This window comes from Vibrio parahaemolyticus, assembly GCF_900460535.1.
Taxonomy (GTDB): Bacteria; Pseudomonadota; Gammaproteobacteria; order Enterobacterales; family Vibrionaceae; genus Vibrio; species Vibrio parahaemolyticus.
Genome location: NZ_UHIL01000001.1, coordinates 3,161,017 through 3,182,882, shown reverse-complemented (window position 1 = coordinate 3,182,882; position 21,866 = coordinate 3,161,017). Strand labels below are relative to the sequence as shown.

19 protein-coding genes and 1 tRNA gene are annotated in these 21,866 nt (G+C 43.3%); 17 read left to right on the top strand and 3 right to left on the bottom strand.

The window, feature by feature from the left end; genetic code table 11:
- Positions 1-278 precede the first annotated feature (278 nt).
- From DYB02_RS16300 to DYB02_RS16270, 7 genes are all read left to right on the top strand, one after another.
- On the top strand, positions 279-944 hold the full coding sequence (locus DYB02_RS16300; protein WP_029805019.1) for an SDR family oxidoreductase: 666 nt from the start codon (positions 279-281) through the stop codon (positions 942-944).
- 191 nt (positions 945-1,135) lie between these two features.
- Positions 1,136-1,220 (top strand) — tRNA-Leu (locus DYB02_RS16295).
- Between the two features lie 582 nt (positions 1,221-1,802).
- Positions 1,803-3,530, top strand: coding sequence for a DUF6119 family protein (locus DYB02_RS16290; protein WP_029805016.1), 1,728 nt, complete (start codon positions 1,803-1,805; stop codon positions 3,528-3,530).
- 64 nt (positions 3,531-3,594) lie between these two features.
- Positions 3,595-4,830, top strand: a complete 1,236-nt coding sequence (locus tag DYB02_RS16285) for a tyrosine-type recombinase/integrase (protein ID WP_029805014.1) — start codon at positions 3,595-3,597, stop codon at positions 4,828-4,830.
- Positions 4,831-4,933: 103 nt separating this feature from the next.
- Positions 4,934-5,320, top strand: coding sequence for a hypothetical protein (locus DYB02_RS16280; protein ID WP_029807040.1), 387 nt, complete (start codon positions 4,934-4,936; stop codon positions 5,318-5,320).
- Positions 5,321-5,364: 44 nt separating this feature from the next.
- Positions 5,365-5,865, top strand: a complete 501-nt coding sequence (locus tag DYB02_RS16275; protein WP_029807041.1) for a hypothetical protein — start codon at positions 5,365-5,367, stop codon at positions 5,863-5,865.
- A gap of 100 nt (positions 5,866-5,965) precedes the next feature.
- The gene (locus tag DYB02_RS16270; RefSeq protein WP_029807042.1) at positions 5,966-6,397 is read left to right on the top strand and encodes a DUF2787 family protein; all 432 of its coding nucleotides are present in this window, start codon (positions 5,966-5,968) and stop codon (positions 6,395-6,397) included.
- Positions 6,398-6,983: 586 nt separating this feature from the next.
- Here the strand turns inward: DYB02_RS16270 and DYB02_RS25955 are convergent.
- Positions 6,984-7,109 (bottom strand): hypothetical protein, encoded by a 126-nt coding sequence (locus tag DYB02_RS25955; protein WP_255212448.1) that lies wholly within the window; start codon positions 7,107-7,109, stop codon positions 6,984-6,986.
- 395 nt (positions 7,110-7,504) lie between these two features.
- Complete coding sequence (locus DYB02_RS16265) at positions 7,505-8,365, bottom strand: helix-turn-helix transcriptional regulator (protein ID WP_029806876.1); 861 nt, start codon at positions 8,363-8,365, stop codon at positions 7,505-7,507.
- Positions 8,366-8,725: 360 nt separating this feature from the next.
- On the opposite strand from DYB02_RS16265, the gene DYB02_RS25760 reads away from it, so the two are divergent.
- Both DYB02_RS25760 and DYB02_RS16260 read left to right on the top strand, forming a co-directional pair.
- Positions 8,726-8,863, top strand: a complete 138-nt coding sequence (locus tag DYB02_RS25760; RefSeq protein WP_023585706.1) for a hypothetical protein — start codon at positions 8,726-8,728, stop codon at positions 8,861-8,863.
- 85 nt (positions 8,864-8,948) lie between these two features.
- On the top strand, positions 8,949-9,146 hold the full coding sequence (locus DYB02_RS16260) for a glycine zipper domain-containing protein (RefSeq protein WP_025589478.1): 198 nt from the start codon (positions 8,949-8,951) through the stop codon (positions 9,144-9,146).
- Between the two features lie 100 nt (positions 9,147-9,246).
- On the opposite strand, the gene DYB02_RS16255 is transcribed toward DYB02_RS16260, so the two are convergent.
- Positions 9,247-10,554 carry a hypothetical protein gene (locus tag DYB02_RS16255; protein ID WP_029845945.1) on the bottom strand — a complete coding sequence of 436 codons (1,308 nt, stop codon included), beginning with the start codon at positions 10,552-10,554 and terminating at the stop codon, positions 9,247-9,249.
- A 183-nt stretch (positions 10,555-10,737) separates the two neighbouring features.
- Here DYB02_RS16255 and DYB02_RS16250 point away from each other — a divergent pair, with 183 nt between their 5' ends.
- The 8 genes from DYB02_RS16250 (at position 10,738) to DYB02_RS16215 (ending at position 21,865) form a co-directional block, all read left to right on the top strand.
- Entirely contained in the window at positions 10,738-11,895 is a 1,158-nt protein-coding gene (locus DYB02_RS16250; RefSeq protein ID WP_225868817.1) for a tyrosine-type recombinase/integrase, read from the top strand.
- A 10-nt stretch (positions 11,896-11,905) separates the two neighbouring features.
- Entirely contained in the window at positions 11,906-12,085 is a 180-nt protein-coding gene (locus DYB02_RS16245; RefSeq protein ID WP_005484891.1) for a helix-turn-helix domain-containing protein, read from the top strand.
- A 377-nt stretch (positions 12,086-12,462) separates the two neighbouring features.
- Positions 12,463-12,888 carry a hypothetical protein gene (locus DYB02_RS16240; protein ID WP_029805694.1) on the top strand — a complete coding sequence of 142 codons (426 nt, stop codon included), beginning with the start codon at positions 12,463-12,465 and terminating at the stop codon, positions 12,886-12,888.
- A gap of 67 nt (positions 12,889-12,955) precedes the next feature.
- Entirely contained in the window at positions 12,956-15,649 is a 2,694-nt protein-coding gene (locus DYB02_RS16235; RefSeq protein WP_029805696.1) for a DNA polymerase, read from the top strand.
- Positions 15,650-15,820: 171 nt separating this feature from the next.
- Positions 15,821-16,501 (top strand): ribonuclease H family protein, encoded by a 681-nt coding sequence (locus tag DYB02_RS16230; protein ID WP_029805699.1) that lies wholly within the window; start codon positions 15,821-15,823, stop codon positions 16,499-16,501.
- Positions 16,502-16,598: 97 nt separating this feature from the next.
- A complete protein-coding gene (locus tag DYB02_RS16225; RefSeq protein ID WP_029805701.1) occupies positions 16,599-17,219 on the top strand; it encodes a hypothetical protein in 621 nt (206 codons plus the stop codon).
- A 1,065-nt stretch (positions 17,220-18,284) separates the two neighbouring features.
- Positions 18,285-20,693, top strand: coding sequence for a DEAD/DEAH box helicase family protein (locus tag DYB02_RS16220; protein WP_029846562.1), 2,409 nt, complete (start codon positions 18,285-18,287; stop codon positions 20,691-20,693).
- Positions 20,690-21,865 carry a restriction endonuclease subunit S gene (locus DYB02_RS16215; protein ID WP_077345706.1) on the top strand — a complete coding sequence of 392 codons (1,176 nt, stop codon included), beginning with the start codon at positions 20,690-20,692 and terminating at the stop codon, positions 21,863-21,865. The genes DYB02_RS16220 and DYB02_RS16215 overlap by 4 nt, the downstream gene beginning before the upstream one ends.
- Position 21,866 lies beyond the last annotated feature (1 nt).

The window sequence follows — 21,866 nt, the reverse complement described above, 5'->3', positions numbered from 1 at the left end:
AGAAAGTCGATAGGAAATTCAAAACGTTATGCTTTGTTTAAGCATAGGTGAAATTTCCGGGTTCTCTTTGTGCTTGATGAGCTTCGTGATCAAGGTACTGGTATCCGAACCATTGGATAGTTTGAAAACTATTGGGCAAATTTAGAAGTGAATGGGTGTTGAAAATCAGAAAGTCATGCTGCTTCAAAGAATGGCGTTCGTAAGATGTGAATCAGCCTATATTCCGTTACCTTAATTGGTACACACATTAGAAAGCACTTTTACGAACGAGGTAGAAAATGATTGTAATCACAGGTGCAAGTAGTGGCTTAGGGGCGGAGTTGGCCAAGCTTTATGATGCGGAAGGGAAAGCCACTTATCTGACTGGACGAAGTGAGAGTAAGCTCTCTACAGTCACAAACTGCTTATCGAACAATGTTGGCTATCGAGCTCGTGATCTCGCATCCCATCAAGAAGTGGAACAATTGTTTGAACAATTAGATTCTATTCCGAGCACGGTGGTTCACAGTGCAGGCAGTGGGTACTTTGGGTTGTTACAAGAGCAAGATCCAGAGCAGATTCAAACCTTAATAGAGAATAATCTCAGCTCAGCGATTAACGTGCTTCGGGAGTTGGTTAAGCGATACAAGGATCAGCCTGTTAATGTAGTGATGATCATGTCTACTGCGGCTCAGCAGCCCAAAGCTCAAGAATCCACATACTGCGCTGTGAAATGGGCAGTCAAAGGATTGATTGAATCGGTTCGTCTGGAGCTGAAAGGTAAGCCAATGAAGATTATTGCCGTGTATCCGGGAGGAATGGCGACGGAGTTTTGGGAAACCAGTGGTAAGAGCTTGGATACGAGTAGCTTTATGAGCGCAGAAGATGCAGCATTAATGATACATGGTGCGCTAGCTAACATTGGCAACGGCTACGTTTCTGATATTACAGTGAATCGACAGTAAATCTTTTCTGAACGAGAGAGAATTTTGCGCGATTTTTTGTGAAGATGAATTTGATTTTCTTCTCTGAGCTTAGCTTTGTCACACTTTGTGGCGAAATTATCAGCAAACGATAGTTATTTAAGGTTTTTCTGCTTGCGCAGGTCAAAAGCTTACGTATAATGCCAACCATCAAAGGGCAATAGCCCAGAGATGCCGGTGTGGTGAAATTGGTATACACGACGGATTCAAAATCCGTTTCCTTCGGGAGTGGCGGTTCAAGTCCGCCCACCGGTACCATATATAGAAAGGTCGCTTTTATAGCGGCCTTTCGTCGTTTTAGGTGCTTGAAAATATTCGATTTTTCAGGTGTTTACCTCAAAACTCCTTTTCTGTTGTCTTCTCTTTTTTCGCTCCAATAGACTTCCTTTATCCGCCTTAAAATTTCTCCCATGGTCCATATATGGTTCATCACATGACGATTCTGTGCGCAAGGGAATCCCAGTAAATCCAACAAATGCCAAAAGCAGCCGTCGCACAAGCCAGTATTACCAAAGGCTTCGGACACGAAGAACCATGCTCGTACCATGGTGACTTTACGGTGCTATGAGGTTTTAGTTTTGCCTTTGTAGAACAACTGATCGTTTTGATGGATAGTCGAAAAGTCGGTTTGAGATAGGAGGTTTTGCGGTGTGTGTAGTAAGGGCGTTGGGGAATTAGTGATTTATCGATGTACATCAAAATATGAAACTAAATTATATGTTTACATGTGTATATAAGCACTAATCTCCCTCTTCACAGGGGTTCTGTTCTCAGAAATGAACATCAGTCTAGTTTCATTGTTGGAGAGCTATGTAATTTTAACGAAAATGGAAATTTCGTATGTTGGTTGAACTAGGTCAGGTATCGTTCTATCTTGCTAAACCTAAAAATACAATGGACAGTGTCTTGGACTGTGAAAAAATCTTGCCTGTATCGGATAACTTTCAGATCAGAGACTTCAAGGTACAAGATGTGGATGTTCGTTTTTATTGCATGCTTTCAGAAAGTTCCTCTGGTAACCCGCCTTGGCTTGATTTTATCAACCAGAAGTTAGATGGAAAGACGATACAATACCCAAGTTATAGTAGGCGTCCTAGTGGATTATTATTATTCAAGATCGGAACAGATATACTTGCCGCTACTTTTGGTTCCAAAGGTACATCATTATTAGAACGTAAAAAGTTTTTACCAGATTTTGGTATAAAGACCGCCATGAACATGTGTGGTAATACAGAGTTGAGACAGACAAAATCTAGTACTCATACAGCCACTACCAAAAGTATTGACCGTCAATTAAGTAAGCCATCAGATTCATTTTATTTTGGATTGGATGATACTGAGTTTCTTAGATACATATCCGCTAATTTAAGTAACAATAAAAATATCACATTACAAGGAAAGGATAATCTAACTGTTAAGCTTATCAAAGACGATAAGTTTTCTTGGGATATGTTAATTAAATACTCTAGAAAGTTTATTACTAAGTATAGAAGTGATAGCTATAAAAAACTATTTCCAAACTACCCAAACTTTAAAAGCGTAAATGAAGATCTTGAATTAGAACTAAATGATAAGTTATCCGAACAGTTGATGGATAGAGATTTTAATAATAAGCATTTAGCTATTCCTGAATTTATACCTAATGATGAATATAGTTTTTCCTATAGTAATAAGAAGAAACAAGACAATGATATATTTTCACATATTGATATAGAACACTTAGGGAATGAGTGTAAGTTAAAGAACTATGATGTGGATTACTTATCTAAAAAAAATATATATGCATATTCTCATTCCGAAGATAAGATATTGGGTTATAAAAGATGGTCTGTTTTTGATTGTATAGTTGCAGAGCTTGAACATGAAGGGTGTTACTTTATTTTAAACGAAGGTGTGTGGAAAGAGGTATCGAGCGACTTCTATGACTCTGTTTGTGATTTTATATCAAAGTGTATTGATACAGTAGATATCGATGAAAAGTATCATAATATATGTATATCAAATGGTAAGCAAAATAGAGAAGAAGTTTTTAATGAAAAATATTGTAACGTAAATAAGAATACTATCAAATTTGATCAAGCAAAGCTTAAAATTGGAACTGGGAGAATAGATAATGAGTTTTGTGATATTCTTCAGTTAGAAAATAATTTAATGGAAATAATTCATGTAAAAAAAGATGGAGGTTCTCATTCACTTAGTTACTTATTCACTCAGTCGCGATTTTATTGTGAGTTTTTTCTATCAGATAGAAACTTTATTAGTGATATAAGAGATTATATTGATAAGTATGAGGATATTGGCGACGATGTTAAGTTTAAGTACCTAGAGTATATAAAAGATGAGCCAGCAGATGTTATTGGTAGGGATTATGCGGTCAGGTTGTGGGTTTTATATTGTAGGAGAAAGAATAAACCTGACTTGGAAAAGTTGCCATTGATGACTAAGTATGAATTAAAATTAGCTTATGAAAAGCTTAGGAATGTGCATAAATATAATTCTGTAACTATAAGCTTTGTTCCGGTTAATACGGTGAATCATAAGACCACTTGTAATATGAATAACGATTAGAACGTAATAAAAAATCATTCAAACACATATTAACTAATTGAATATCTAGTTAATGGAGGTTTGAATGAGTAAATCACAGCGACTCACCACCACTTTCCTCAACAACCTTAAACCCAATCCGGCTAACGCTAAATCTACCGATTACGAAGTCAATTTGTCTGCTATGAAAGACTCTGGTTTACCTACTGGTGTTCGCTGCTTAGTTGGTAAGTCTGGAGGGAAACGCTTCCTGCTACGTTATACCAGTCCGGTAACAGGTAAGAAGGCATCTATTGGTCTTGGTAAGCACCCTGAAACTGACCTCGCCACATTACGCAAGACAGCCAAAGAGTATCGCCAGCAAATTATTGAAGGTATTGATCCAAAGCTTGAGCGTGACAATCAGACTACCGAGAAGACAATGACTCTAGAGCGGTTCTTTGATGAAGTCTATTTACCTCTGGCTAAACAGAAACGTAGTTGGAAGGATGATGTAGCGCGATTTCGTTTAGCAAAGTCTATCCATCACATATCCATTCATGACCTAACCGCCGCCGATATCATCAAAGTCCAAATGGAGATGCAAAACGCCGTTACGATTAAGGGTAAACCGTATGCTCCTGCTTCGATAAACCGTGTTCTAGCTCTGCTCAAAACGATCAATCGTCAAGCATACAAGTTGATGGACGCACCACTTATTGCTGACAAGGTGAGCTTGTTGAAAGAAGATAACGTGCGTACTGGTTACTTGTCCGAATCACAGTTAAAGGAGTTCATAGGTCACGCTCTGAACCATGAGGATAAGAGTATTGGCGCATACCTAGCTTTGTTGTTTTTGACTGGCGCGAGGGATAAGGAACTGCGTTTGCGCTTGAAATCCGATGTGAATTGGGAGGAAAAAACACTAACTATTCCACATACGAAAAACGGTAGTAGTCACGTTTTATTCCTAAGTGATTACATGCTTGAGATTTTGAGGTCGGTGCCTCATGTGGCGAATAATCCGTATCTCTTTCCTGGACGCAAAAAGGGTAAACCAGTAGGGCAACCTAGGCATGCTTTCAAGGCTATCAAAGCCAAGATGGGACTGCCCGACATACCCGGAGATAAAGCGAATCTAACCCTACATTCAGCGCGCCATACGGTTGGAAGTTTGTTAGCTAGCCAAGGAGTCTCGTTACACGACATAGCCAAGCAGTTGAATCACGCTGACCTGTCATCAACAAGGCGCTACTCAAAATTGACTGTAGGGCGTCGGAGAGAGATTGGCTCTCGTTTGTCGGATATGGTGACCGCGAAGCCAGAGATACGCTGGGAATGAAGAAGTTAGGTTTAACCAATTAATTTAGAAATGACATTAGAAAAGCCCCTGTTTAGCGATGAGCTAAACAGGGGCTTTTTTCATTATTAAACGGAGATTAGAAATGAAAACAGTAAACAAGTTTGAAGACATTCAATCATTGCCAATGCCTGATGGTGTGAAAGCAAAACTGCTAGAGCACCTGATTGAGCCATTCGGTGATGAAGAAAGCACAAATGCATTCTGGGATGAAGTCGGTACGACCTTGTACTTGATTGAGGAAGGGGATACTAACGAAAAACTGAATGAAGAATCTGAGGAAGATCTGCACTTCCTTCGCTTTGTTACTAATTACCCTGAATGGGTTCTGTTGTTATTAAACGACGATGAGTGTCCTTGGCTTCTAGCGGTCGCCATAGTGACCATGGAAGGTGGTGGTGTTTACTGCTGCGCTCCAATGAACAGTCCAACGTTCCCTGTCGCCAAGCTCGCTGACCAAGCTGAATCTTAAAACCAAATTAAACCTGAACAATTCCATCTTAAAGGAGGTGTCCTATGGCACGTAAACCAAGCAATAAACAAGCAGCCGTTCTACCAGAAGTTGTAGAAGGTAATGAGCAAGTCACGATCACTGACGATCAACCAGTAGACCATTTCACTAATATCGTGTGCGAGGGCAAAGCGAAAAAGCTATCACCGAAAACAGAGAATCATGTGTTCTATGAAATCGCCATTCATGATGCAGAAAACGAGCTCTATATCCGCATGACTGGAAATCAGGGCTCTGGACTGCATAGTAAAGAAAACATCCCGCTTAAAGATATTACCGCTGTTCTGGATGTGCAGGGTGATAAGCCGTTCAAGAGCTCTGTGCTGAAGTGTGTATTTTCTGGACAGTCAGCGAACAACGCGGGTTTTATGGCAGCTTGTTGTAGGGGGCTTGGTCTTATCATCCAGTCGGAGAAATCAGTGTTTCTCCACGTTCTTGCGACAGACTACGAGCAACGTCGAGACGCAATCCTATCTCTAGTGGACGCTGAACCCAAAGCTAAATAACCTCAAAAGCACATCACTCCTTACCCACTAAGCCAATTCTGGCTTTCATATCGAGCACTTAACAAGAGTGCTTCCCTAACAAACTAAACGAGATTTTATTATGAAATTAGTCTTTGATACTGATCGCCTTTTGTTACCGATATCAACTAGTCTTCAAGATACTTTAAACCGAGTGATCAGCGAATCAGGCAAATGGACACCCATGATCCAATCGGTGGTGATCAACTTCCGAGATTCTTCCTACAGTTTGGAAAACGGCGGCTGGCACCCTGTTGAAATCAGGCTTGTCCGCCTCTACGACCAGTGGATATTTGATTACATCACTGACTTTGCGTATTGCGATGGTCCTTATCCCGAACTGGTTAAAGAGGTGGACTTTAACTTCTCATCTGGAACAGCGAGTTTTTCCTATGTTCCGGAACTGCCGATAACAAGTAGTGAGGTAATGGAGTTCTACTTGATGTGGGAATCCAACTTTCTCAGCTACGTGGAAATGGGCGTGTTCGATGAGATAAAAGTCACGGTGGATTAGTCCATCGGCAACAAACCAAGTAGAAAGCACCATGTATGTACCATAAAATAGTCGACTCACTTCCTAGTGACACTAAGGCTTCCCATTGTTCCATGTTAATCATGGTGTGATGGGAAGCCTTTTTCATTGGGGCAAGTTTTAGCAACGTTTACCCAATCCGTTGCCTTCGGGATTCAGACGGGATGAAGTTGCTGGATTGCAATGAACGGTGGAAACACCAAGGAAAGGAGCGTTAATTTTAACGAGTTTGCTTGGTTTGCACCGGTGTTTTGTTATTAAAAGCTCCCATTGCTTTGTCGAAGCAATGGGGGGGTAATAAAAGTAGGGAAGCCTATAGAAAATACCGAGAGAATGATTTGTCTGATGCTATCTCTGCTACTAGGGGGTGAAGGCTTCCCTTAATATCAGCGCCAGAGCGCCCCTTAATTCAATGTTTACAGGTCGGTGCGAAAACTTGGACATTTTCATCGTTGCCATGCGCTGTAAGCGTTAATCCACGATTCCTACACATTAGCTCTAAACCCGTTGAGTTAAAAAGGAACTTGTCACCGGAATCTATAGTGACAAGTTCAATTCATGGCTCTGTTTATCCAGTCATCATACCCAGTAGATAGCCAACGGCGGTGAAGCTTAACAAGTTGGCGATATCAACTAGGTAAAAATACGGACTGGACTGAGTGATTTGGAGCAGAGTTCGTGCATCAGACATCATGGTTATACCCCTTTAATAGCAACCTCCTAGCGGAGTTATTTATTAGTTAGTCTCAATCCGACCAAAAACGGCATCATTTTGAGTTTTCCCTTACGTGGTATCGGTTTCAAGTTTCGCTAAATCACCTCTTTCCCTTATCAAGCATAGATAAGTTCAAAATCGGTACATAGTGGCAAATTCATAGGTAGGGCGGTCTGTAGCGGCGCAGTGAAACGACATTATGTCGCGATTCTTTGATGCGTTGGAGCTGTGCTTCTAGAAGGAGTGTTAGGACGTCATTTATTAACGTGGCAACGTCATGACACGATACTCATGTACAGCAAATAAAGCATTTGGATCATCATGATCTAATTACTCCGTAAGCTGATCGGATTTGGTAGTCTGAAACGTGTCGACTACTTGTAACGATCCAAAGTAGCGTGGAGATCGCGTATCAGTTCAAGCTTAAGGCTGACAGGAGAGAGAACCTCGACTTGAGGTATCCAAGACTTCAACAAAGGCAAGATATCGCTCAATCTTGATACTCGACTGCTAACCAATAAACTACCGTCACTCAGTTCCTTCAATAGCTGCTGGTGAGGGAGAATCGTTCCTTCAAGAAAGCGCGGGGCAACTTCCCTATCAACCTGTACAAGCACTTCAGCATTATCGGGAGTTAACCACTCCATCCCTTGTCTGTGTATCTCCTCGTGGACCTTTTGACTGGGTTTGTATTTATCTTCCCGTAGGTGAATCTGTGAAATATTTCGCAATCTGTACGAATGTAACTGGTCACAGTAGGTTGCGGCGAGATACCAGATGCCCCTGTCATTGACCAGCCGATAACAGTGGACAGATTCAAACGGTTTTTCATTGTAGTTAAGGTCAATGACCACTTGAGCAGCGATGACTTCGGTCAGTTGCTTAAACAGTGCATCGAATTTGTCAGTTCGTTCAGAGCGTGGGTTCTTAAACAGAACAGGTGCGTGACCATTGAGCTTGTAGTGTTTAGGCAATAGCTCGGACAAACCAATATCGTACATCACTTTATTGATGTTTAAATTGCCCTGACTTCGAATGATCGGATCTAACCGATAACCCTCATTGGTGCGGATAATCGGAGCGTTGACGAGCCTTTCATTAAAATCGCGTCTCAGGGTTTTCTCGCTTACCTGATAGTCCGCTACCAACTGCTCAGGGGAGAGCACTTCTCCCATAAACAATCTCGTCAATATGTCACCTAGCCTTAATGCTAGCTTTTCACTCTTATCGCTCATGCTACTAGCGTACGGTTTCCCTTGGACAGGTTGAGGGCAAAACATTTTTAAATGTTTCAAACCGTCGCGCACTGAGATTTGGCATAGCTTTCATTGGATAAGGCAGGGCAATGACGATGACTATTTTCACACTCATTCTGCGGTCTTGGACACATCCTGTCCGAGCGCAGTGGGATACTACACAACGTAGATTTACTACAACGTCAATTAAAGGAAACAAGCAATGCAAGTGACATTCATTAAGCCACTTATGGCATCAGGTTATTCATGCCGCTCTTTAGGTTGTCCCGGTTGGGTCACCAAGGGTGGGTCTGCGATACGTGTGGCGCAATGGATTACAGCTAAGAAGGAGTATTCGTTATGGGCGGTTGGACAGAAGACCAAGGTGACTATGATGATGGCACAGAAGATTCTGGCTTCAGTCAGGACTTCGACATGGAACCGGGCGACGATGGTTGGCTTGGCGGCGACTTCATGGCTGATGATGACGATGATTAAGTCCCATCATTAAATTAGGCTTATCAACAAGGGCGGTATCGAAAGGTATCGCCCTTTTCTGTATCTATAGAAAAGGAAAAACAGTATGGCAAAAACACATTTTCATTCTAACCCTCAACAGCGCTGGTTTAAGCCGAGCGCGTCAACAGGTGTTCAATTCGCGAAGTACGGTGCCACACTCGGTACCCGTTATGGACCACAGGGGGTCGTTATTGGCGGGGCGATCGGGTTTGTCGCAGGTGCATTAATCGGAGGAGCGTTGGATGAGCTAGATGTTATCTAGTGAAAAAAGTAGAGGCGCAACCGCCTCTACTTTTTTCTTTGTCGTAACTGATGAGAAGTGGTTTCCCTTTGTCTCGTTGGACTTTTTCCTCTGTGTTCATTTAGTCCGTTGGGGAATTAATACCATTCTTAATTTCACACGGCCACGTGAGCAAGATAGGTTTTGTTTTATATGCTTGAGGTCTTTCAATGAACATTTTGGGTGTAACGATATCGTGAAACTCTGTCAGTGAGAGCGATTGGTGCATTCGTTGCAAGATATACCTTATGCTGCGTTTGCCGATATGTCCCTCCGATGTTGAGAGCTTTACGTTACATGTGTGAATTTTTCTTTGTCTAACAATTGTGTGTTTTTTGTCAGGTAACGATGGCTCCCAAAAGTTGAACTTATTGAATAATATCTGACCAGTAAACGGGTTAGGTACGTCTTGCTGAAAGTCTTGCTCGATGGTGGCTTTATATTTTATTCGACTTTTGTCACTAATAACGAGTTCGAGCGTTAATTGATTACGGTTTTTAATTGCATACACTGAGTAAGTGCTGTCTCTACTACCAAGATATTTGTAGAGCGGATTTAGGTTGGTAATTTTGAACGGGATGTATTTGATACTTTTGCTTGGTTTAACCAAGAGATAGATAAGGTACGTGCTCTGTTCGTCGTCTTTCTCCTCAGTTTCGCCACGCGTATCGTCATAATAATCTAAGTAATTATGAGTGGTTGTCTCAATCTCTTTGCTTTCTTTGGTATCAGCTTTACGATCTTTGTTATCAACCTCGTCGTTAATGGTGTTAAAGATAACGAGTTTGGCATCTAAGAGCTGTTTGTTAGCTACTTTATTGGTACTTGGTTGACCAATATGTTTTTTGTAGAACTTGAGATTCGTTTCTATTAGGTGCTTTTCTGCTGGTGGTGATGCTCTGCGTACGGCTTCAAGAAGCAACTGATGGCTTTCTTCTTCGTACTTTCGCTCGGTTGAAATGAAGTTTCCCAAGAGCTGGATAAATTCTCGGTTTTGTTTATACCAGGGTGGGAAGTCTAGAATATCTACCGTGATTGGCATCTCTATATCTTGGTATGCCTCGTCTTTACTGCTGTCCAATTCTACAATGCTGCTCTCGATTAAAGTGAGCGCAATTCTTTTCTTGTTTGACAATTCTTTCAATGGCTTGAGCGTTTTAATGTGCTTAGTTTTATAAGTGGAATGTGCGGAACGCTTTGGGAACGACTGGTGTAACCCTGCTTTTTTAAAGGCACTTTCCAATGCTGCGGTAGCTTTATCAGGACTGAAGCCAAATAGCCGCTGCAGGGTAATGATGAGCAAGTGCTTGTTATGAATTGATAAGGGTTTAGCTTTTGGCGTGAAAAGGTAAACCGTTTTTTCATAGAGTACGGGTTTTCTTCTAGGCATATTAAATCAAACAAAATGGTTCCTTAATCTGTGCATACTAACGAGTTAATCTCTTTGTATGAACTCCTTTTTCTTACGATGCATCATATTTTATGGTCTGTAGAGGGAGTTGTGTGGTCGGCACTCTTCAGTCTGTGTCACATTAATCTTTGCTCACGATTTACTTATACGGAGTGAGATATTGTGAGTACTACACCGATAGAAATGAACCAGAAGGTACTCAATGCGTTGCCTCGTCCTGCTAAGGGCGAGCAAGGTGTTGAGTATCCTTGGAAGAAAAACCCCCGATTGCGCGTACTTGTGACCGCGAAAAGTATGCGCTGGATTGTTCGCCTTGGCTGGAAAGGAAAGCGTTACTACGAGTCGTTTGGCACTTATCCCGAAATGAAGTTTGCTGAATTCAATCAGTTGGCTTACCAATTTATCGCTGATGTTCAGTCTGGGGCATACCAGAAGGGGTCGCGTTTGACTGTACAACAGTTCTTTGATGACGTTGTACTTCCATACAGTCGTAATCATCACCGCGATTCTAAGACCTTTTTATCCCGCTCTAAGCGCGTAATGGCTGCGTTTGGTAAAGAGCGCGTTAAGGACGTGACTCGCCGTGACATTGAGCGGCTTCTCAATTCACTTACTGACTTAAGTAATGCGTCTATTAACCGCTATCACGCCTTCTTATCGAAACTTTTTTCGATGGCGGTTGAGCACGAGATTATCGATAAAAGTCCAGTAAAGGGCGTTAAAAAGCGGGTGGAGAACAATGCGAAAGACCGAGTGTTGTCCTCGAAAGAAATGGAAAGCTTTTGTCGGAATGCGTGTGCTGAGCCTAACTTTCTACATGCGAGTGCGCTGATGTTGAGTTTGTTGACAGGTATGCGCATTGGTAATGTGATTAGCCTGACTCGATCTATGCTTGCGGATGATCTTTCTTCTGCGCTCCTGCCGATGACGAAATCTGGTAAATCGCAGCGCGTCTATTTCTCCGAGCCTGCAAAACGCCTGATCCGTAAATGTCTCAAAGTGTCGTTCAACGATTGGGTGTTCCCCTCGTTGAAGAACCAAGGCGAGCATATAGCATACCCACGCGCTTGTATGGAGCGCATTCAACAAGCCATGAAGCAAGAAGGCTGTCTGGACGCACCTTTTACTATCCACGACCTTCGCCGCACTTACGCTACCCAAATGTTGATTGCGACGAACGATATCCGTCTCGCGCAGCAAAGCCTTGGTCATTCCAATGTGAATGTCACCGAGCGTTACGCCTACTATCAAAATACCCATTTAGCGCAAGCCTCTCAGCAGACCGTTGACGCCATGCTACCTAACTTACAAATCGATTAAGGAGTTCGACATGTCCAGAGTACTAACTATTGAAGAATTTGCTGAAATGTACGGTTTAAACCCTGCGACCGTGCGAACCAATGTGACTCGTAACCCTAAAAGCTTACCGCCAGTGATGCGCATAGGTCGCAGTGTTCGCTTCTTGCGTAGTGAGGTTGAGCGTTGGGAAAAAGAGATGACAATGCATTAACACAGTAATATCTCTTAATACAGATAAAAGCCCAAAGGCGTCCGTTAGGACGTCTTTGGGCTTTTTAGTCCCTACCTGAAAAAATCAAACAAAAGAGTACCTAAACTTGATCTTTTTACTATCACAGCTTTGACGATTGATATTTCTTCTAGTGCCTTTCGTGACTTAGGTTCTGCGTTAAATCTTAGCTGGACTTTGAGCTACGAGTTAATTGTTTTGTGGCTTGTCGACTCGATTCCCTTCTTAGTTGAGTGCTTTCTTTCATCCCTAATATGGACCTCAGCAACGCAGCGATTCTCTCGCTTGGTTGTTTTCGAGGGGGCAGCGAGCTTCTTCGCTGCTCTTTAACAATTCAATTTTAGAAGGAAAAATAAAAAATGAACGCAATGTTTGTAAAAACGAAATCTGGTGTCGCGAATGTGGCTAACGGCAAAACAGTATTAGCGTCTGATGATCGCTTAGTGGTGTTGGATAAGAACTGTCACTTGATTCTTAACGAGTCTGGCGATCAAGTTGGTGAGCTGTTCGATAAGATCTTAAAAGCGGTGAAGCCAGAGAAAGGAAAGTGCTTGATGTTGGAAAGTGGAAGCTGGATTCACGCGAGTGCGATCTCCAACGCTTTCATTTCAGGTAAGTCTGGAGCGCTTCTGATTACGGCGACGAATAGCGATAACCTACTCGCGATGTTTACTCCCGAAGAATACTCAGATCTAGACGGTTTACGAGATGCGATTGTTGATGCGCTGATAGCGTTTTCTGAAGGCAATGATTTGCCAACGGTGGACTGGTCAGAATATCGATAAGACCTATCTTTTAACCCTTTCAAAAAGATGCCTTCGGGCATCTTTTTGCGTATCTGGAGTAAACCTAATGAGTAAAAATTTTAATTGGTTAGAGCAGTCTTCTGACTTAAGCATGGACAACCTAGCAACATCCGGTTGGACTGAGGAAGAAGCGGTAAGTGCTTGGGGTGAAGCTCAACCGAGTGAGCCTGCTTCTTTTGATGGCGTAAAGCGCAAAGCTAAATCCATAGTGCTCCGCAAACCCAAAAAGAAGAAGCAAACCAAGCGTAAAAAGCGAAAGGCAACACCGTTCTTTGAACGTCCCGTGATAGCCATGGATACTGAGTATGTCGTATCTAAATGCGGAGGCTACAACCGTATCTTGAGCTACCAATTCGCGGTTCTGTTCCAGGGCAAGTTATCAACTATTATCTTGTTCCCTGAATCGACCAAAAAATCGGGACGGCTGGCACTGGACAAATGCTTGGTTCAGGCTATCGAAAAAGCGATGGAAGATGAAGTACTTGATAAGTGGCCGACTGACATCATTTTGTGTGCTCATTGGCTATCGGCTGATTTGTTTAACTTCAGCCAAGCCTTTGATCAGTTAAAGACCCACGTAAAAGGGTTGCGTAAGACGGTGGCGAGTCTTGATGACGTATACGGGCTGGAACTTGATAAAGTTATGTCTCGACGTATCGATAAAGAACCACTACAGGCTTACTCGAAGTCTGGTAACAAGAAAACACTCTTCATCACTTTCTACGACACCATGCTGCTTTCGCCCAATGGATCGTCACTAGCCTCTGTCGGAGAGCTATTGAAGATTCCAAAGGTAGAAATTCCAGAGCCGTATTCCATCTCCCGGATGGATGAGTTTCTGGAAGCAGAGCCTGAGAAATTCGCTGAGTATGCAATTACTGATTCAATTATCAGTGCTCGTCATTTCGAGCGTGTTTCTTCCTTCTGTCAAAATACACTCGGTCTAAATTCGGTTCCTTTTACTATTGGTGGTATCGCTGTTAAAGCCTTTGTGAATAGCTTAGAGGATAAGCGCGGTTATCGTGGTTTGTTTGGCTTTGAGAAGGTGACTAAAGAAGTGTGGCCTTCCGACCGAAGTAAACCGCTAACGATAACTCGTGATGTGCCTGCAACGGCTCGTATGACGTTGGAAAACTTTGCTACCCAGTGTTACCACGGTGGTCGCAACGAGTCATTCATCGCTGGCCCCACTGGTATAGATACATGGCGTGATTATGATGTTCCAAGCTGCTATTCGGCGATTACGCTTGGTTTACGCGAGTTAGATTACGACCAGATGTACATGACCAAAGATCTTAATGATCTGTTAGGAGATAAGTGTGCTCTGGCGTGGGTTGAGTTTAAGTTCCCTGAACATACTCGCTTCCCAAGTTTAGCCGTTCGATCTGAATATGGATTGATATTTCCGCTATCAGGTGAAACGCACTGCACTGGTCATGAACTTGAAGTTGCTTATAACCAAGGCGCGGAAATTACTATCAAGCAAGCGTTTGTAGTGCCATGGAAGAATGATAAACGAATCTTCGAAGACTTCATGCGTTGGGGTCGAGAACGGCGTAAATCATTCGTTAAAGGTAGCTTTGACGAGAAACTGACCAAGGAAATGTTGAATAGTTGCTATGGAAAGCTAGCTCAATCGTTGCGCCCAAAGAGGTCGTTCGATATCCAAGCTGGTTACTCTACGCAACTACCACCATCGACTTTGACCAATCCATTTTTCGCCGCTTACACGACTGGCTTAGCTAGAGCCTTGTTGGGGGAAATGCTTCATAGCATCCCCGATGACAAGGTTGTTGTTTCAGTGACAACAGATGGCTTCCTGACTAACGCTGAACTGCATGAAATAGACTTAAAAGGTCCTATTTGTCAGCGGTTCCGAGAGCTCTACCACCGTATAGACCCAACTGGTGGTGAAGTACTGGAACTCAAGCATCAAGCGAAGCAACTGATCGGTGCTAAGACTCGTGCTCAGTACACGGTTATCGAAAGTGAAGGTTTTGAGCCGATACTTGCGAAAGGTAGCGTTAAGGTTGATCCGATGGTCACTGACCAAAGTGCTTATATGGTGAACAAGTATCTTACCCGTAAGCCCGGCGATAAAGTTGATGGTAGTTACCTGACACCGAACCGAATGCGCTTTTTAGAGCACAAGGATTTGATGCTAGAGAAGCGGTCTATCTACCAGAACATGGAGTTCGATCAGAAGCGAGAACTGTTGAATCCAGTGATGATTGATGTGCAAGGAAGTAAGCATATCGCGCTTGAAACCAAACCACACAAGTCGTTGGATGAGATGCTGTTTACAAGATTGCGCTTTGATCACTGGCGGAAGGCGCATTGTCTTAAAACGTTTGAGGATTGGTATGACTGGCAAGACCGTTTGGTAATGGCAGAAAGCACGAGTCACAAGGACCTGCGTTTAAAGGCTGATGAGACTTCGGATAGCTTAATGGCGCGCTTATTCTTGCGTTTCTACGCGCAAGAGCAAGGTGGTATGAGCAAGAAACAGATTAGCGCCAAAGCATTAGCTGAGTGGTTAACAGATAACGGGTACTCGACTAAAGCAAATTCAGTAAGCCGCGCTATGAAAGCCAAACTGATTGAAGGCGCTGTACCGATGACAGAGCTGACTGTCAACTTAGCTCGTTTAATAGTCTCGAAGTTTCCTGACTTCGAAGTTGAAATCCTCTTCAACCCCGATTCCCGATCCTCACTTCGGGAAGCTCTCAGTCCGAACTGAGATCGTAAATATTGACCTATCGAAAGCCCTTATCTGGAAGGGCTTTTTTTATCAATCAACCATTGCACCGTTGGGGATATAAGAAGCCCAACCTCACACGCAATGACATTTATTCAAATCCACAGCCGTCATTCCGGCGGCTAACTCAATAAAATTCTAAGGAGCATTATTATGGCTAAGTCACATTGTAATTATTATTTGGCGATTACTGATGAAGCGATCGTACCTGTTAAAACCTTCGATGAGGCTCGCGCTTTATCTCACGGTAAACCGGGCGGCAATGTTAAAGGTTTTAATAGCTATCAGGAGGCGGTTGATACAATTCCCGAAATCCGCAAAGCAAACAATAAGCGCTTGAAGAAAAAAGCCCCGAAGCGACCACGTAATAACGGTATGCCGAAAGTGAAAGAAGACCTAAGTTACCTTCTCAATCTTCAGACGTCATCGAAACCTAAGAAGGTCACTCTGAACTGCCATCTTGGTACAGGCGGTAAAGCCTCAACAATATCGGTGTTGGATGGTGAAACGCATGTGACCGAAGCTCTGAAGGGGACTGCTGCCACTATGCAACTACAACTTGGTTTTTATGCTCTAAAGCGTGCTAAAGCAGAGCTTAATAATGGTGCTGGTTCCGTTGAAGTGTTGGGTCTGAACATCACTGTGGTGAACACTCTTACTGAATGGGCACCTAAATGGAAGCAACAGAACTGGGTGAAACCTAACGGACAGCCGAGACCGAACGCAGAACTCGTACGCGACATGCTGGCGTTATATGAGCAGATTAAATCTAAGGTCAGCTTCGGCGAGGGTATAGCTCAAAAAGCACCTGTAGACGATGATGCGCCGTTTTAAGACCTACTTCGAGTAAGTAACCATGCAGAGGTCGTCTGGCTTGTCCAGGCGACCTCTGTGTGGTTTTATGCTTAGCAAATTGAAAAGTGATAACTATATGAAAAATATCTATGAAATTGAGGGAATTGAGTTCCCTTCCCGCACTGCTGCTGCGCGTCACTATGGCTTGAACCCTAAACTGGTGAATGAGCGCATTACCAAGTTCGGCTGGACGTTGGAGCAAGCCCTTGAACTAGAAGCGCGCCCTAAAGGTGACTACCGCAAGAAAGTTGTTATAGACGGCACCGAGTACTCAAGTATGCGCCAAGCGGCTAGAGAGCTGGGTGTCGCGCAAAGTACGCTGATGAACCGCATAAAGGCTGGCATATCTGTAGAGGAAGCGCTGTCTGCTGCACACACCGAGCGTGAGAAGTTAAAGGGGCAGTCCAAACCTATGTTCTACCAAGGTAAGCTCTATCCGTCTGCGCGCCATTTGTTGCTGGCTCACCCTGCACTGGTTGCTGGTGGTGATTTGAGTAAGGCTGTTACTTCGTTGAATGACAAGGCTCGTCGAGCTAAGGATCAGGGTAAGGTTCGTAATCTATCACTGGATCAAGTTGCCGCTGAGTTTGGTTTGGTGAAAGTAGGGTTTGCTGATGAGTTTGATGATTTTGTTGCTCAGTTAGTTGAACAAGTTGGTGAAGCTGTTTTGACCGAGCTGTTCTATGAGCTGAAGTAGTCCGAATTGGTGTTTTGAAGGGAGTAGTTGCGTTGAGTGGCTGCTCCCTTTTTTGTTGTCTGCGCTTTGGGTTGGTGAGCCTGTTGCCGGAAGTGTTTCTGTTGATGTTTATAGTCGCAGGTTGAATGCTGTTAAATATTCCGCACCGAGTGTCGGCTGAAGGTTCTGAGGGGAGGGGCTTCCGGATTCTAGCTGGAATACCGAGTTTTAGTAAATTGATATAATAACCAGTACAACAGCAACGCGGTAGCGGCTGTTGTACTGGTTATTATTAATTGTTAGACCTAAACCACCTGCTTCAGTAGGTGGTTATCATTCACTTCGGCTTTGCCTTAATACCACTGCTGTTTACGTCTGTTCCGTACTTATCAGAAGCTAACTGAAGTACAGAAATTATAGTTCTTCAACAAACTCAACGGCTTTGTTTAGCTTCTGCTTTTTAGCGACGTCATAAACTCAGTAGCGAATAAGCCAAGTGAGACTGTGGCGCTAAATCTAGATTCAGGCCTAGGCCCCCTTTTAGGGGGCTCACACAAAGCCACCTTCTTTAGAAGATGGTAATTTACTAGTTAGTAATTACGCACCGGAAAACCGCCATTTAGTTCGGTTGATCATGAATCTGATAGATGCTATCTAATTCGGAGTTGGTGTTTGCGCTAAGTTGGGTTTGCCCTCAACTTATTTGGAGTGGTTTAGCTTTTTAATCATTCTTCTCTACGTTTTTACAAATTTATCTAATCAATTTATTGTAACAACCCTTCCGCCTTGCATGGGTAATCGCTTTTATATCGCAGTTAAAAATTGATCTATTCCAATACATTGCGAAATCCGGGGCTTATATCAGGCTAAATAGCATATTACGCATCACTTCTAGTGGCTCGCTTTAGACATATCGAGTAAATTACAATAAAACAGTAGGTTAGATTTTCTTTCCCGTAAGTTCTATGAGGTAACTACTCATGGGCTTTGTATTCAGTTTAGGTTTTTAGTGGCTTCCAAGATGGGATAAGCATAAAAACTAATCTATCTAGTCATGAAAAATTTTAAGAATAAGGACTAAGAATCATGAGCATGAATGAAGCGGATACCCGTTATCATCTGATAGACCCAGTTTTACGAGACAAAGGCTACGTCAACAAGGATCGAATAACCCTAGAAACTATTTTAACACCCGCTCCAGTTGAACCAAGTGGTAGCAAAGGACGCCGTCGCAAAGGCCCAGGTAGAACCGATTACCTCCTTTGTGTGAAGGTTGATCCTATGCCTAAGGCTCTCCCAGTCGCCGTTCTCGAAGCAAAAAGAGAAAGCGAAGATCCTCTCAAAGGAATGCAACAGGCCAAGGGCTATGCAGATTGCGAACGCTTTGATGTTAAATATGTGTTTTCCACAAACGGCCATCGATATGGCGAGTTTGATTGCACCACTAGCTTACAGAATGGTCCATTCCCGTTTACAAACTTTCCTCCTCATGCTGATTTAACCGCTCGCTATGCCAAAGACGTTGGTATAAACATAAGTCAACCTGCCGCTGCAATGCTGTTTCAGGCTGATAGTCCTGCTTGGTCGCAATCTCGCTACTATCAGGATGCCGCTATCCGCGCAGCGTTTGAAAAAATTCTACTCGAACAACAAGCAGGTAACCCGCCACGTGTCTTACTAACCCTAGCCACTGGAGCAGGCAAAACCATTATTGCCACCAACCTGCTTTGGCGTATGAGCCAGGCAGGCCAATTGCCTAAACCCGCGCTATTTTTGTGTGACCGTGATGAATTACGCGAGCAAGCGTACACAAAACTCAAAGCAGCTTTTGGAGATAATGCTCGTATTGTACGAACCGAAAAAGGTGGTAATGCAGCGGCAAATGCCCGCGTTCACATTGCAACTTATCAAACTCTGGGGCTTGATGACGATGACGGTTTTGCAAGCTTTCTCTCTGAGCATTACGGTGAAGATGCCTTTAGTGTAATTATTATCGACGAATGCCATCGCTCGGCATGGGGGCGTTGGTCGGAAGTACTTAAACGCAACCCTAAAGCTATTCATATAGGCCTTACAGCGACACCACGAAAACTGGAAGAATCCAAACACGCCAGCCAAGAAGACCAAGAAATCACAGCCAATAACCGCCAGTATTTTGGTGAGCCAGTTTATGAATATACGCTAATTCAAGCTCAGGAGGATGGCTACCTCGCGGCCTGTGAAATAGTCAAACGTAAAGCAAGCATTGATAACGCCACCTTTACCAGGGACGAAATACTCAAAGCAGGCGTGAAGGATATAAAAACGGGATTACCACTTACTGAAGATGATCTCGCCAAAAGTGAATACACTGGCAAAGACTTCGACGATGAACTCTTTATAGAACTACGCACGCCCAAAATGTGCGCAGATCTATTCAAACTACTGTGTGAAAATGGCGGGCCAGAGCAGAAAGTGATAGTCTTCTGCACCCGTGAAATACACGCGGATCGCGTGGCTCAACATATGAACAACTTGTACGTTCGCTGGTGTAAAGAGCACAGCCAAACACCTAAAGACCACTATGCGTTCAAATGTATGGGAGGCGCTAACAACGGCTCGGACATGATTGAACCTATGCGTGGCTCCGCAGAGCGGGCATTTATTGCTTGTACCGTGGACTTGTTAGAAGCAGGCGTCGATATTGAGCGTCTAAACGCAGTAGTGTTTTTCCGTTACTTGCAATCGCCCATAAAGTTTTACCAGATGGTAGGCCGCGGCACCCGCATTCACGAAGAAACCCAAAAATACAAATTCTGGCTATACGACTATACCGACGTTACCCAATTATTTGGCACTGATTTTATTACTAAGCCACCCCGTCCTGGCTCTGGTGGCAAGAGTGGTGGCGGAGAGCTTCCCGGCGGAGGCGGTGGAAATAGCGGCCCTACCGTAGCAGAAATCGGCGGAAAAAGTGTAATTATCAACCCGCAAGGGCGTTTTATTCTCAGCCGCAGAGATGGACGAGACACTCCAATACCGGTGGATGAATACCGCCGAGAAGTAATGCAACGTGTATTGAGCGAAGCACGTAACTTAAACGATTTTCGTGCGCTGTGGATTGAAGCCCAAAAGCGCCGCCAATTAATTGATCACCTGCTGGGTGATAATTTTAGCCCGGAAGTGATCCGCGAAATAGACAAAATGAACGATTTTGATTTGTACGACTTTTTTGGCCACCACGGCTACCATACCAGAGCTCTTACACGCCCTGAACGCGGTGAACAATTTATAAACGACAATCAGAGCTGGTTTGAAAATATGAATGATAAAGCTGCAATTGTGCTGAAAGGCCTTGGACACCAATTTTCCCAAGGTGGTACCGATGCACTAGAAAGTCCAAGTTTATGGGAAGTGCCTGAGATTAAATTAGCTGGAGGTTTAAATACGTTACGCGGTTTAGGAACTCCAGTACAGGTGATACATGAGGCTAAGACGAGGTTGTTTGGAGTATGAGAACCTTAAAGCTATCAGAATGCTGCTCATTTTTTAGTGGTGGCACTCCCTCTAAGAGCAAAAATGAATACTGGAAGGGAACAATCCCTTGGTTTTCGCCAAAGGATATTAAGTCTTTTAATCTAACTTCGTCCCAAGATCATATCAGTGAGACTGCTATTAATGAATCGGCAACTCGATTAATAAATCCTGGTACAATATTGCTTGTCGGACGCATGCTTTCTCGTACTTTACCCATAGGAATAGTGCGACAACCTTCCGCTTTCAATCAGGATATTAAAGCCATTGTCCCGAACGAAGAGTTTGATCCAGAGTATGTCGCGTTATTTTTATTAGCGAAACAAGATTATGTACTTAGACATGGGGTAAAAATAGGACCTACTGTCAATAGTATAATTTCAGGTTTCATTGAAAATATCGAAATACCAAAATTCTCAATCGAGCAACAACGAAAAATCGCAACTGGCCTAAAAGCGCAACTAGCAGAAGTGGAAACTGCCCGGCACGCGGCACAGGTGCAGTTGAGTGATGTTCACCTGTTACGCGCTCGTATGCTAAAAGCGTTCTTTGCTGAACTTGATTCCGTTCCGAAAAAACGTTTGGGAGACAACGCTCCAACTACCAGCGGATCAACACCATCACGTGGTAATAAACAATATTGGGAACCGGCGGAAATTGCTTGGGTAAAAACAGGTGAAGTCGCTTTTACGCCTATAACATCGACTAAAGAAGCTATTTCTAATTTAGCTCTTGCTGAGTGTTCGGTAAAATTACTTCCGCCTAAGAGCGTGCTGATTGCAATGATTGGTCAAGGAAAGACTCGCGGGCAATCCGCGATTTTAGAAATTCCAGCTACGACAAACCAAAACTGTTTCGCTGTAATGCCAAACGACACTTGGGAGCCTGAGTTTTTATATCTATGGATGAAATCTTCTTATCAAGATTTACGAGATTTATCATCTGATCGTGGAGGAAGTCAATCAGCGCTTAATGGTACGCTTCTGAATGCACTTGAAGTGCCCGCTCCAACAAAAGCTGAACAGCTAAAGTTAGTTGCTCGTATTCAATCGGCTATGACAGAAATAGACGCTCTAGAGCAATCCACCAAAGCCAAATTAGCAGATATTGAAAAACTGCCCGCCCGTATACTTGCCAAATCATTTGAGAATTAAT

Excerpts from the sequence above, each read along its gene's own strand:
- DYB02_RS16300 (WP_029805019.1), top strand. The coding sequence starts at position 279 with ATGATTGTAATCACAGGTGCAAGTAGTGGCTTAGGGGCGGAGTTGGCC.
- DYB02_RS16290 (WP_029805016.1), top strand. The coding sequence starts at position 1,803 with ATGTTGGTTGAACTAGGTCAGGTATCGTTCTATCTTGCTAAACCTAAA.
- DYB02_RS16285 (WP_029805014.1), top strand. The coding sequence starts at position 3,595 with ATGAGTAAATCACAGCGACTCACCACCACTTTCCTCAACAACCTTAAA.
- DYB02_RS16280 (WP_029807040.1), top strand. The coding sequence starts at position 4,934 with ATGAAAACAGTAAACAAGTTTGAAGACATTCAATCATTGCCAATGCCT.
- DYB02_RS16275 (WP_029807041.1), top strand. The coding sequence starts at position 5,365 with ATGGCACGTAAACCAAGCAATAAACAAGCAGCCGTTCTACCAGAAGTT.
- DYB02_RS16270 (WP_029807042.1), top strand. The coding sequence starts at position 5,966 with ATGAAATTAGTCTTTGATACTGATCGCCTTTTGTTACCGATATCAACT.
- DYB02_RS25955 (WP_255212448.1), bottom strand. The coding sequence starts at position 7,109 with ATGATGTCTGATGCACGAACTCTGCTCCAAATCACTCAGTCCAGTCCG.
- DYB02_RS16265 (WP_029806876.1), bottom strand. The coding sequence starts at position 8,365 with ATGAGCGATAAGAGTGAAAAGCTAGCATTAAGGCTAGGTGACATATTG.
- DYB02_RS25760 (WP_023585706.1), top strand. The coding sequence starts at position 8,726 with ATGGGCGGTTGGACAGAAGACCAAGGTGACTATGATGATGGCACAGAA.
- DYB02_RS16260 (WP_025589478.1), top strand. The coding sequence starts at position 8,949 with ATGGCAAAAACACATTTTCATTCTAACCCTCAACAGCGCTGGTTTAAG.
- DYB02_RS16255 (WP_029845945.1), bottom strand. The coding sequence starts at position 10,554 with ATGCCTAGAAGAAAACCCGTACTCTATGAAAAAACGGTTTACCTTTTC.
- DYB02_RS16245 (WP_005484891.1), top strand. The coding sequence starts at position 11,906 with ATGTCCAGAGTACTAACTATTGAAGAATTTGCTGAAATGTACGGTTTA.
- DYB02_RS16240 (WP_029805694.1), top strand. The coding sequence starts at position 12,463 with ATGAACGCAATGTTTGTAAAAACGAAATCTGGTGTCGCGAATGTGGCT.
- DYB02_RS16235 (WP_029805696.1), top strand. The coding sequence starts at position 12,956 with ATGAGTAAAAATTTTAATTGGTTAGAGCAGTCTTCTGACTTAAGCATG.
- DYB02_RS16230 (WP_029805699.1), top strand. The coding sequence starts at position 15,821 with ATGGCTAAGTCACATTGTAATTATTATTTGGCGATTACTGATGAAGCG.
- DYB02_RS16225 (WP_029805701.1), top strand. The coding sequence starts at position 16,599 with ATGAAAAATATCTATGAAATTGAGGGAATTGAGTTCCCTTCCCGCACT.
- DYB02_RS16220 (WP_029846562.1), top strand. The coding sequence starts at position 18,285 with ATGAGCATGAATGAAGCGGATACCCGTTATCATCTGATAGACCCAGTT.
- DYB02_RS16215 (WP_077345706.1), top strand. The coding sequence starts at position 20,690 with ATGAGAACCTTAAAGCTATCAGAATGCTGCTCATTTTTTAGTGGTGGC.